General features: G+C 53.7%; 10 protein-coding genes. 8 read left to right on the top strand and 2 right to left on the bottom strand.

What is annotated here, in order from left to right; all coding sequences use genetic code 11:
* Positions 1-210 precede the first annotated feature (210 nt).
* The 7 genes from BOW53_RS10975 (at position 211) to BOW53_RS10945 (ending at position 6062) form a co-directional block, all read left to right on the top strand.
* The gene (locus BOW53_RS10975; protein WP_078488032.1) at positions 211-1536 is read left to right on the top strand and encodes a cyclic di-GMP phosphodiesterase; all 1326 of its coding nucleotides are present in this window, start codon (positions 211-213) and stop codon (positions 1534-1536) included.
* 99 nt (positions 1537-1635) lie between these two features.
* Positions 1636-2190 carry a pseudouridine synthase gene (locus BOW53_RS10970; RefSeq protein ID WP_078488031.1) on the top strand — a complete coding sequence of 185 codons (555 nt, stop codon included), beginning with the start codon at positions 1636-1638 and terminating at the stop codon, positions 2188-2190.
* Positions 2191-2268: 78 nt separating this feature from the next.
* On the top strand, positions 2269-2718 hold the full coding sequence (locus BOW53_RS10965) for an NUDIX hydrolase (protein WP_078488030.1): 450 nt from the start codon (positions 2269-2271) through the stop codon (positions 2716-2718).
* Between the two features lie 110 nt (positions 2719-2828).
* Positions 2829-3917, top strand: coding sequence for a tRNA 2-thiouridine(34) synthase MnmA (gene mnmA, locus BOW53_RS10960; protein WP_078488029.1), 1089 nt, complete (start codon positions 2829-2831; stop codon positions 3915-3917).
* Between the two features lie 61 nt (positions 3918-3978).
* On the top strand, positions 3979-4620 hold the full coding sequence (gene hflD / locus BOW53_RS10955) for a high frequency lysogenization protein HflD (RefSeq protein WP_078488028.1): 642 nt from the start codon (positions 3979-3981) through the stop codon (positions 4618-4620).
* A gap of 91 nt (positions 4621-4711) precedes the next feature.
* A complete protein-coding gene (locus BOW53_RS10950) occupies positions 4712-5194 on the top strand; it encodes a hypothetical protein (protein ID WP_078488027.1) in 483 nt (160 codons plus the stop codon).
* 28 nt (positions 5195-5222) lie between these two features.
* Positions 5223-6062, top strand: coding sequence for a metallophosphoesterase family protein (locus tag BOW53_RS10945; RefSeq protein ID WP_078488026.1), 840 nt, complete (start codon positions 5223-5225; stop codon positions 6060-6062).
* A 53-nt stretch (positions 6063-6115) separates the two neighbouring features.
* Here the strand turns inward: BOW53_RS10945 and acnB are convergent, their stop codons facing one another.
* The gene (gene acnB / locus BOW53_RS10940) at positions 6116-8710 is read right to left on the bottom strand and encodes a bifunctional aconitate hydratase 2/2-methylisocitrate dehydratase (protein ID WP_078488025.1); all 2595 of its coding nucleotides are present in this window, start codon (positions 8708-8710) and stop codon (positions 6116-6118) included.
* A 303-nt stretch (positions 8711-9013) separates the two neighbouring features.
* Between acnB and purB the strand changes: the two genes are divergently transcribed.
* Positions 9014-10381 (top strand): adenylosuccinate lyase, encoded by a 1368-nt coding sequence (purB, locus tag BOW53_RS10935; protein ID WP_078488024.1) that lies wholly within the window; start codon positions 9014-9016, stop codon positions 10379-10381.
* Positions 10382-10491: 110 nt separating this feature from the next.
* Here purB and BOW53_RS10930 read toward each other — a convergent pair whose 3' ends face one another.
* Positions 10492-11247: an OmpA family protein gene (locus tag BOW53_RS10930; protein WP_078488023.1), complete on the bottom strand. Its 756-nt coding sequence runs from the start codon at positions 11245-11247 to the stop codon at positions 10492-10494.
* Positions 11248-11467 lie beyond the last annotated feature (220 nt).

Raw genomic sequence — 11467 nt, 5'->3', positions numbered from 1 at the left:
CCACAAGAGGCTATCGATCACCGAATGAATTATTTATGGGGCGGCAAGTAGATTTGCTTGCTGCGTAATTGAATTGCAGTTATTACTTGAAACCGCCCTGAATAACCAATAGTGTTCCGAGCATTACAGTCGTTTTGTTCTCCTAATTGTCAAACTGTATCGACAGTGGTTAAATTAGGCGCAGGAACAATACAAGGCAGACAGTTTCTCATGGATGCAGTGAACGAGAAGATGGACACAGATACCGCTGTAAATGAGGTTCGGGCCAATATAGCCGGACTTAAGGTAGGTATGTACGTCTCTCGCCTGGAAAACACGGACTGGCTGGATACTCCCTTCCCACTCCAGGGCGTCCTCATCAAGTCTGATGAGGATATTGAGCGCCTGAAGGAGTACGGCAGATTCGTCTATGTCGATGTCGACCGGGGCCCTTCACCGGCTCCAATGTACATTTCAGGACAGAAATCCACGTCATTTACAGACCAACAGCAAGAAGCCGAAGTCCAGGACTACAGCATCAGCACTGACCCTAATGAACTGGGCAAGCTCAACCGGAAGAGTTATGAAAATGTAACGCCCTTCGAAACCGAGATAAAAAAAGCAGACAAGATATACAAGAAACTCGTAAGAGAACTTGAACGTGTCGTTACCGATCTCGAACAGCACAAAAAACTCGATCTCGTAATTGTCAGGGAAGGCATATCCGACATGGTGGATAGCATTGTCCACAATCCTTCCGCCATGATGTGGATGGCCCAGATGAAAAAACTGGACACCTACACCTATACCCGCTCTCTGAGCACTTCCGTCTGGTGCGCAACATTCGGCCGGCACCTGGGGATGGAAATAAACGACATTCAAAACCTCGCCCTGGGTGGCTTGCTGCTCGATGTGGGCAAAAGCAGTCTACCGGTTGATTTGCTGAAAAGCAGAAATAAACTCACTCCGGATCAAAAACAACAGATGGACGAGCACGTGAACCTCGGCGTCAAGGTCCTCGCAAAAGCAACCCGAAACTCCACCGATAACGGCGCCCACATGGAATTGCTGCAAATGATTGCCACCCACCATGAGCGATCGGATGGCAGCGGCTATCCCCAGCAGCTTCATAATGACGATATACCGCTTTATGGAAAAATCGCCGGCATTGCGGACAGCTTCGATGCCATGACCAGCGAGCGCCCCTACGTTCAAAGTGGCGCCATGTCACCTCATGCTGCAATCACCGAGCTCTACTCACTGCGCGGAATCAAGTTCCCGCCGGATCTCATCGAAAATTTCATCCAGACCATCGGTATCTATCCCGTAGGTTCACTGGTAGAGCTGAATACCGGTGAAGTCGGCGCAGTCGTTTCGATCAGCCAGCATCTTCGTCTTCGTCCCTCTGTCATTCTTTTCCTGGATGCTGATAAAAACCCCGTCTCGCCTTTGCGACAGATTGACCTGTCAAAGATGGATCATGATGTTTTCATTTCCCGTGGCCTTCCAGCGGGCTTCTTTGGCATCGATTTCGAGGAAGTTCTGATCCAATACTGAGTTGCCGCTCATCGTTTCCGGAAACGTTCCCTCACCGGTGGAATATGATGGCCGCCTGGATGATAATCTCTCCCTGTTTCATCACAATCAACTGAATCCGTGTCGCGTCTTGTCCTGTTCAACAAACCCTATAACGTCCTGAGCCAGTTCACTGACCAGGAGGGTCGGGAGACCCTTGCAGACTATATCTCCCTGAAAGGCGTTTGTCCTGCTGGCAGACTCGACCGGGACAGCGAAGGCCTTCTGCTGCTTACCGATGACGGAAAATTGCAGCACAGGCTAGCCAACCCCCGCTTCAAGACCTGGAAAACCTATCTCGTCCAGGTTGAGGGCATACCCGGTAACGATGCTATCGAAAGGCTTCGCAGTGGCCTGGATTTGAAAGACGGCCCCACCCTGCCGGCTAAAGCCCGACTGATCCCTGAGCCGGAACTCTGGCCAAGAGATCCCCCTGTTCGTTACCGTGCAAAAATCCCATCCCAATGGATCGAGATAAAAATCCGCGAAGGTAGAAACCGGCAGGTCAGGCGTATGACAGCGGCGGTGGGGTTCCCGACCCTGCGCCTGGTACGAAAAGAGGTGGGACGCTGGCGGCTGGGACGCCTGGAACCCGGGCAGTGGCGGATAATTGAGTTGGACAAGATAAAAACATGATCTCCCCCGCAGGATTTTGAACGGCAACTGACCTCTAAACTGTCTGACAGTGGCTGTATTTGACTGTAAAATCCCATCATGAGCTGGTCCCCACGAACAACTGTTGCATCTGTCGTTGAAAGAGACGGTCGTTTCCTCATTGTCGAAGAGACGACAAGAAACGGACAGGTGGTTTTCAACCAGCCGGCTGGGCATCTCGATGAAGGAGAGAGCCTCATCGATGCTGTCATCCGCGAAACCCGTGAAGAGACCGCGTGGGGATTCGAACCGGAAGGACTACTCGGAATATACCGCTGGCAGGTTCCACCAAACGGAGACACCTATCTGCGCTACTGCTTCTTCGGAAAATGCAGTGACCATACTCCAGACCAACCCCTTGACGACGGCATCATCCAGGCTGTCTGGTTGAGCCGGGAAGAGCTGGCAGCAAGAGGTTCACAGCTTCGAAGCCCCATGGTGCTTCGCTGCATAGACGACTATCTCGATGGTAAAAACTATCCGTTGAGCATTCTGAACGATCTTGGCTGATAATTAACCGGACACTATGAACTGCTCTTCCCCTATCATTACAATCCCAATGCATGTACCGAATGACATTGCTTCCATGTTCCACAGAATGATTTTTTTGAGCGTTGTGAATGAGTAAGCGGGAAAAAATCATCGTTGGCATGTCCGGTGGGGTCGACTCGTCGGTTGCGGCACTTCTTCTCAAAGAGCAGGGCTTCGAAGTAGAAGGCCTATTCATGAAGAACTGGGAGGAGGATGACACCGAGGCCTACTGCTCGGCTACGGAAGACCTTGCCGATGCCCAGGCGATCTCCGATCAACTCGGCATCCCCCTTCACACCATTAATTTTTCAAGCGAATACTGGGATCACGTGTTTGAGTATTTCCTTGCAGAATACCGTGCAGGAAGAACGCCGAATCCAGATGTCCTCTGTAATCGTGAAATCAAGTTCAAGGCCTTTCTTGATCATGCCATGACCCTGGGCGCCAAGGGCATCGCCACTGGCCACTATGCGCGTACCCTGACTGACGCCAACGGTGTCCACATGCTGCGGGCCAAAGACGAAAACAAGGACCAGACCTATTTTCTGTACATGCTCGGCCAGCCCCAGCTCAGCCACGCCCGCTTCCCCCTGGGTGACCTGGAGAAATCCGAGGCACGGAGACTTGCAGAGCAGGCCGCTTTTCCCAATCACAAGAAAAAGGACAGCACCGGGATCTGTTTCATCGGCGAGCGCAAGTTCACTGAATTCCTGCGCCGCTACCTTCCTGCAAATCCGGGAGAGATGATCACCCCGGAGGGCGAACAGATCGGTCAACATCAGGGGTTGATGTATTACACCCTGGGGCAACGCAAGGGCCTGGGTATTGGAGGGCGTGCCGATGCCAGTGAGATACCCTGGTTCGTGGTCGACAGGGATCTTGAAAACAACCACCTGATCGTGGCACAGGGACACGATCACCCCTTGCTGCTGAAAGATGGCCTGGTCGCCTCCCAGTTGCATTGGGTCTCCGGCAAATCACCGCACCTGCCATTAACGTGCAAGGCGCGCATTCGCCACCGCCAACCACTGCAGTCCTGCACCGTACAAAATGATAAAGACGGCTGCTGCAAGGTACTTTTTGACGCTAAACAGCGTGCGGTCACACCCGGACAATCCATTGTCTTCTACCTCGACAATGAGTGTCTTGGTGGCGGTATTATCGAAACGACGTTTTAGGGCCTATCGGCGCTCCCCGGTACCCATTGGCAGGCTACAGTTTTACTGAGAAAATCGAGAAATGAAGACAGAACGTGATAGATGCATCGCCCTGGCGGGCGTTTTCCAGGCCGCGGGCCTGGCTTCCCAGGTCGCACGTACCGGCATGGGGGAGGCAACGGCCATGGAAACCAGCATCCACAGCCTGTTCAAAGTCAACGCTGATTCTGTAGAGGACATATTCAACGGCATCAAGGGCCTCTCTTTCGGTCTGCAGACAATGCTCGATCAACTGGAAGAAGGCGAAAAGGGCAGAAATATCGAGGTTACCCGCTATGCAATTGCCCTGCTCCACCTGGAGCGCAAGCTTTCCAAACAGGCTTCCATGTTGCAACGCATAGGCGATGAGATCGGGCTTGCCACGGAGCGTCTCGAGTATTTCCCCATGTTGCACAGCAATATACTGGCCCAGCTGGCGGAGACCTATGCCGGCACGATCAGTACGCTGCAACCGCGCATCATGATCCAGGGTGAACCACTGCACCTGCAGAACCCGGAAAACGTCAACAAGATTCGCGCCTTGCTGCTGGCTGGCATTCGCTCCGCCATGCTGTGGCGACAATGCGGAGGCAGTCGACTGAAAATGCTATTCCACCGTAAAACATCCGCAAGATTGGCAGAAGAGTTGATTCGGGAGATCAAGGCGTCCGAGATGCTTCACTAACCCTGACAACTGACATCCCATTCACAGAATCGGTCCCCAAAATAATGAATAATCTGCCGATCCTGGATATGCAACTGATAGAGGAAAACTGATGAAACCCATGACGATCCTGTCCGTAGCCCTCCCACTGTTACTTATTGGCTGTGAGGACGCTTCGAATGCTCAGCAGACGACAGTCGAGCCTGCACCGGTTATACAGGAAGCGGAAGACACGCCTCCCCCTGCCCCGGTAACCGATCGCAGTACAGAGCCGAGCATTACTGACAAAGCCAAGCAGATAGGACAGGATGCCTGGGAATCCACAAAAGAGATCACCGGCGATGTGGTGGACAAGAGCAAGGAGTACGGCGATGCTGCAGCGGACAAATCCAAGGAGATCTATGAAGCGGGCAAAGAGAAGGGAAGCGAAATAGGACAGTCCATTGGCGAAACGACAAAAGAGCTCTGGGATACGACAAAGGAGAAGTCGAAAGAGTACTACGATGCCGCCAAGGATAAGAGCAAAGAGATATATGACCAAGCAACTGAAGAGGCCAAGCCTGCAGAGCAGCCTGCTGGCGTAAAAGAGATCTGACAGACCATCCCAACCCGGTATCAATAATATGCGTGTCGCTGTTTTTTCCGATGTTCAGGCCAATCTCCCCGCTTTCGAGGAAGTGGCGGCACACATCGAGCGCTGGTCTCCTGTCCTGGTCATCATGAATGGTGACCTGGTCAATCGCGGACCACGCAACCTCGAGTGTTTGAATCTCTTCAACCGGATGCAGGAGAGACATCACTGCATTGCGCTGCGCGGAAACCACGAAGATTACATACTGCACTGTGCACAAGTAGCTCCTGTAAACAAACAGGAGGCCGCTCTACGCCAGTTTGCCGACTGGACCGCTAACCAGCTTGGGGAAGCAGTCAATCAGTTCGACAATTGGGCTGACCACCTCGATTTCCACGCACCAAAGAGCGATCAGTGGGTCCATGTCACCCATGGCACCCTCAGTGGCAACCGCAGCGGGATCTCCCAAAGCATCCCGGACGAAGCGCTCGAGGGAAAACTTCCCGAAGAGACCCGGTTGTTTATTACCGCCCACACCCACAAGGTCCATGAAAGAGTCTACCGGGGAATCGATATACTCAATATCGGATCGGTGGGATCACCCTTCGACGGTGATACCCGGTCCAGCTATGCCCAGTTGGAGTTTCGTAATGGCAACTGGCAGAAACAGATCATTCGCCTGGCCTACGACCGGGACCGAATGGCCCGGGATTGTGAAGAGAGTGGTTTTCTGGACCAGGGCGGCCCCCTCACCCACGTGATTCTTGAAGAGTGGAGGCGCGCCGACCTGCTGATGCCCCACTGGAACCGGCGCTACCGCCAGGCTGTGCTCGATGGTGATATCACCATGCAGCAAGCAGTCGATGAATTCCTCTCCGGGGTCAGGAATTAAAAAGGGCTGACAGTCGACCTGCCAGCCCTTATTTTGTTGCCGAATCTATTGGATCAGGCCGCTACAACCGGAATCACCTTGTCAGCCACCTTGCGATAAGACTCGATCTGGTCGAAGTTCATGTAACGATAGACATCCTCGGCCATGGTGTCGATCTCCTTGGCATATTCCATGTATTCATCCATGGTCGGAATCTTGCCAATGATCGCCGATACGGCAGCCATTTCGGCTGATGCCAGGTAGACATTGGCTCCCGTTCCCAGGCGATTGGGGAAGTTGCGCGTGGATGTAGAGACCACGGTGGCGTTGTCGCGCACCCGTGCCTGGTTACCCATGCAGAGGGAACACCCGGGCATCTCCATGCGCGCACCCGCCTTGCCAAAGATGCTGTAGTAGCCCTCTTCAGTAAGAATATGCTCATCCATCTTGGTAGGCGGCGCCATCCAGAGACGAGTGGGCAGGTCGTGCATGCCGTCCAGCAGTTTGCCCGCTGCACGGAAGTGGCCGATATTGGTCATGCAGGAGCCGATGAAGACCTCGTCGATCTTTTCTCCGGCAACCTCGGAGAGGGTTTTCACATCGTCGGGATCGTTCGGACAGGCCAGGATCGGCTCCTTGACCTCATTCAAATCGATCTCGATCACTGCTGCGTAGTCAGCATCTGCATCCCCTTCCAGCAGTTCCGGGTTCTCCAGCCACTGTTCCATGGCATCGATACGACGCTGCAGGGTACGCTTGTCTTCGTAATCGTTGGCGATCATCCACTTAAACAGGGTGATGTTGGAGTTGAGGTACTCGATGATCGGATCCTTATCCAACTTCACACTACAGCCTGCGGCAGAGCGTTCCGCTGAAGCGTCAGAGAGCTCAAACGCCTGCTCAACCTTGAGTTCCGGCAGCCCCTCGATTTCGAGAATGCGCCCGGAGAAGATATTCACTTTGCCCGCCTTGGCGACAGTCAGCAGTCCCTGCTTCATTGCATAGTAAGGAATCGCATTGACCAGGTCCCTGAGGGTGATACCGGGCTGCAAATCCCCCTTGAAGCGGACCAGTACGGATTCCGGCATATCCAGGGGCATAACCCCTGTAGCTGCCGCGAAGGCAACAAGTCCGGAACCTGCCGGAAATGAAATGCCAATGGGGAATCGGGTATGGGAATCACCACCCGTGCCAACCGTGTCGGGCAATAACATGCGGTTGAGCCAGGAGTGGATCACACCGTCACCCGGGCGCAGGGACACACCGCCACGGGAAGAGATGAAATCAGGCAGTGTGTGGTGCGTGTTGATATCCACCGGCTTGGGATAGGCCGCCGTATGGCAGAAAGACTGCATCACCAGGTCAGAGGAGAATCCAAGACAAGCCAGGTCTTTCAACTCATCACGGGTCATGGGACCGGTGGTATCCTGGGAGCCGACAGTGGTCATCCGCGGTTCGCAATAGGTACCGGGGCGAATGCCCTCGACACCACAGGCGCGGCCGACCATCTTCTGTGCCAGGCTGAAGCCCTTTCCGCTATCCTCAGCGGGCACCGGGCGTTTGAACACATCCGTTGCGGCCAGGCCGAGTGCTTCACGGGCACGGTCGGTCAATCCACGACCGATGATGAGCGGAATGCGCCCCCCGGCCCGGACTTCATCGAGTATCACGTTGGTTTTCAGTTCGAAACGGGTGATCTCCTCACCGGTTTCCGTATTTTTAACCACGCCCTCGAAGGGATAGATATCGATCACATCGCCCGTATTGAGACCGCTGACATCGCATTCGATGGGCAAGGCACCAGCGTCCTCCATGGTATTGAAGAAGATGGGTGCAATCTTCCCCCCAAGCACATAACCGCCAGCCCGCTTGTTGGGAATAAAGGGGATATCGTCACCGGTATGCCAGAGTACCGAGTTGGTAGCAGACTTGCGTGATGAACCGGTACCAACCACATCGCCCACGTAGGCAACCGGATGCCCCTTCTCCTTGAGAGACTCGAGCAACTTGACCGGTCCAAGGGTTCCCGGCTGATCAGGAACGATTCCCTCGCGCTCCATCTTCAGCATGGCGTTGGCATGCAGGGGGATATCAGGGCGGGACCAGGCATCAGGTGCCGGAGAGAGGTCGTCGGTATTGGTCTCGCCAGATACCTTGAAAACAGTCACGGTAACCTTTTCAGGTACATCGTTACGGCTCGTAAACCATTCCGCATCGGCCCACGACTGGAGTACACCCTTTGCGTATGCATTGCCAGCATCGGCCTTCTCTTTCACGTCATGGAAAGCATCAAACATCAGAAGTGTCTTTGAGAGTCCCTTGGCTGCCGTGGGTGCAAGCTCCTCGTCATCCAATGCCTCGATCATTGGCGCAATGTTGTAACCACCCAGCATGGTACCCAGCAACTCGACCGCGTGGCCCTTGTCGATAAGCGGGCTGTCACAGTTACCCTTGGCAAGGTCCGCCAGAAAAGCGGCTTTGACATAAGCGGCCTGATCGACACCCGCAGGGACGCGGTTTGAAATCAAATCCAGAAGATTTTCCTCTTCTCCAGCAGGCGGATTCTTCAACAGCACGACCAGTTCAGCTACCTGCTCTGCATCAAGAGGAAGTGGTGGGATACCTTGAGCAGCGCGCTCTGCTTCGTGTTTGCGGTAGGCTTCTAACACGGCTCCATTCTCCAAAATCTAGGATAAACACAATGAAAACAGATAGTTACGTTGTATTTTAAAATAATTCTTTAAAAGATATTCTATTTTTGACCCGGGTGTTATACCCCAAATCCAATAAATTTTCCGCACTGCATCAGTAATTTTTTAATGACAAATGCAAATCGTCCTGTTTATTAGCATAACCGGAACATGAAATACAAATGGGGATAACACGCCAGTTTCCAACTACCGTGTTATCTGCAAGCGCCAGAGTGCTATAATTCTGCCCTTTGTTCGACAACCAATAAACACAGGAATCACATGGAACTCTCGACCCTTACCGTCGTCTCCCCGGTCGATGGACGTTATGGCAGCAAAACCGATGACCTGCGTCCCATCTTCAGCGAATATGGTCTGATCCGGCATCGTGTACTCGTCGAGGTGCGCTGGTTGCAGGCCCTCTCCAATCACACCGGGATAGAAGAAGCTCCACCCCTGAGCGAACACGCTTTCAATATACTCAACAGCATTGTCGATAATTTCAGTATCGAAGATGCCCAACGTGTAAAGAATATCGAGCGCACCACCAGCCATGATGTGAAGGCGGTGGAGTATTTTCTGAAAGAGAAGATCGCAGGCAACGAAGAACTCGAGGCGATCAGTGAATTCATTCACTTCGCCTGCACCTCGGAGGATATCAACAACCTCTCCCATGCCCTGATGCTGCGTGAAGGCCGTGGGCAGGTGCTGATTCCCCAGATGGATGAACTGATCAAGGCAATCAAGCAACTGGCCCACGAGCATGCAGAAAAACCCATGCTGTCCCGTACCCATGGCCAGCCTGCCTCACCCTCCACCCTCGGCAAGGAGATGGCCAACGTGGTCCATCGCCTGCAGCGTCAGCGCGACCAGGTGGCCGATATCGACCTGATGGGTAAGATCAATGGTGCCGTCGGCAACTACAACGCCCACCTTTCCGCCTATCCGGAGGTGAACTGGCAGGCCTTTGCACAGCAGTTCGTGGAATCTCTCGGGCTGACCTGGAACCCCTACACAATCCAGATCGAGCCCCACGACTACATGGCAGAACTGTTTGACGCAGTGGCCCGCTTCAACAACGTCGTAATCGACTTCTGCCGTGACGTCTGGAGCTACATTTCCATCGGCTACTTCAAACAGAAGACCGTTGCCGGTGAAGTGGGCTCCTCGACCATGCCCCACAAGGTCAATCCCATCGACTTTGAAAACGGTGAAGGGAACCTGGGTATCGCCAATGCCCTGTTCGATCACCTTGCGTTGAAACTGCCTGTTTCCCGCTGGCAGCGTGACCTGACCGACTCCACGGTGCTGCGCAATATGGGTGTGGGTATGGCCTACACGACCATTGCCCTGCAATCCGTAATGCATGGCATAGGCAAGCTGGAAGCGGATGAGGCCAGACTTGCTGCCGACCTGGACGACAACTGGGAGGTTCTGGCCGAGCCAATCCAGACCGTCATGCGCCGCTACGGCATCGAGAAGCCTTACGAGAAGCTCAAGGAACTGACCCGGGGCCAGCGCATAACCCCCGAGCAACTGCGCGCCTTCGTGGATGGCCTGGATATCCCCGAGGAGGCGAAGGCAACCCTGCGGGATATGACCCCGGCCAGCTATATCGGCAACGCAGTGGATCAGGCCAAGGCGATCTAGCGGAATCGTTTAACTGCTGATCAAACTCTACTGCACAAAAAAATAGCCGGGCTCACTGCCCGGCTATTTTTTGGTCGGGGAAAATATCACCCCCCTGAAGATCCAAGATATTACTTGGTCATGATCTCAACACGACGGTTCTTGGCGCGGCCCTCTTCGGTACCGTTGTCGGCGATGGGCTGAGACTCACCCATACCCTTGGTTGCCATCCTGTTGGAACTGACACCAAGACTTCCCAGATAATCGGCCACCACCTGGGCACGACGCTCTGACAGGCCCTGGTTGTAGGCCTCGAAGCCGACACTGTCGGTGTGACCGATGATCATGAGTGACTCATCACCTTTGGATTTCATCACCTTCATAGCCACGTCATTCAGGGCACCCTTCATTGCGTGCTTTAGTACGGCGCTGTCGAAATCGAACTCGTCGCTGGTCAGGTCGATGGTTAAGCTATCGATGATCTCACAGCCGTTCATGTCGACCTTGGCGCCTTTGCGGGTACCTGGGCACTTGTCTTTGTAGTCCTTAACACTATCGCCATCAGAGTCCAATGCGCAACCCATGGCGTCAACCGGAGCGCCTGCAGGTGTGTTCGGGCACTTGTCCTTGCTATCGACGACACCGTCGCCATCAGCATCACCTTCAGGAGCCTTGGGAGCCATCAATCCACACTCGGGTGCCATGGCCGCCCGACCATCAGCACTCAGAACACAGTTACCCGAGGAGTCGACAACAACTGCTTTGGACGAGTCGTTGGCAACAGACTTCATTTCAGCAGCCTGAACCTGTGCAGCCATGGTCATACCGGCTAGGGCAGCCATGGCGACCAGGAATGCAGTGGTCTTTTTAAGCTCGATTTTTTTCATTGTTCCCTCTCATCATTTTTAACGAACCCTGACAGTTTTCATAGCGAGTTGATCCACTCTTCATGACATGCCGAAGATCCGATCTTTGTCCATCGATAAAACTGAAGCTTAACGTTTATATTATAGGCGGTTTCGGATAATAAGTGCAATTGGTAGTTGAAGGGCCAGCTGGTAGAGTCGGCGCTTCTCCCGACCAAGAGACGAAGCACTTATGAGCTAC

The sequence above is a fragment of the Solemya velesiana gill symbiont genome, assembly GCF_002020805.1.
Taxonomy (GTDB): domain Bacteria; phylum Pseudomonadota; class Gammaproteobacteria; order Chromatiales; family Chromatiaceae; genus Sedimenticola_A.
Note: the sequence above shows the minus strand (reverse complement) of the source record. Positions and strands in the feature narration are given on the sequence as shown.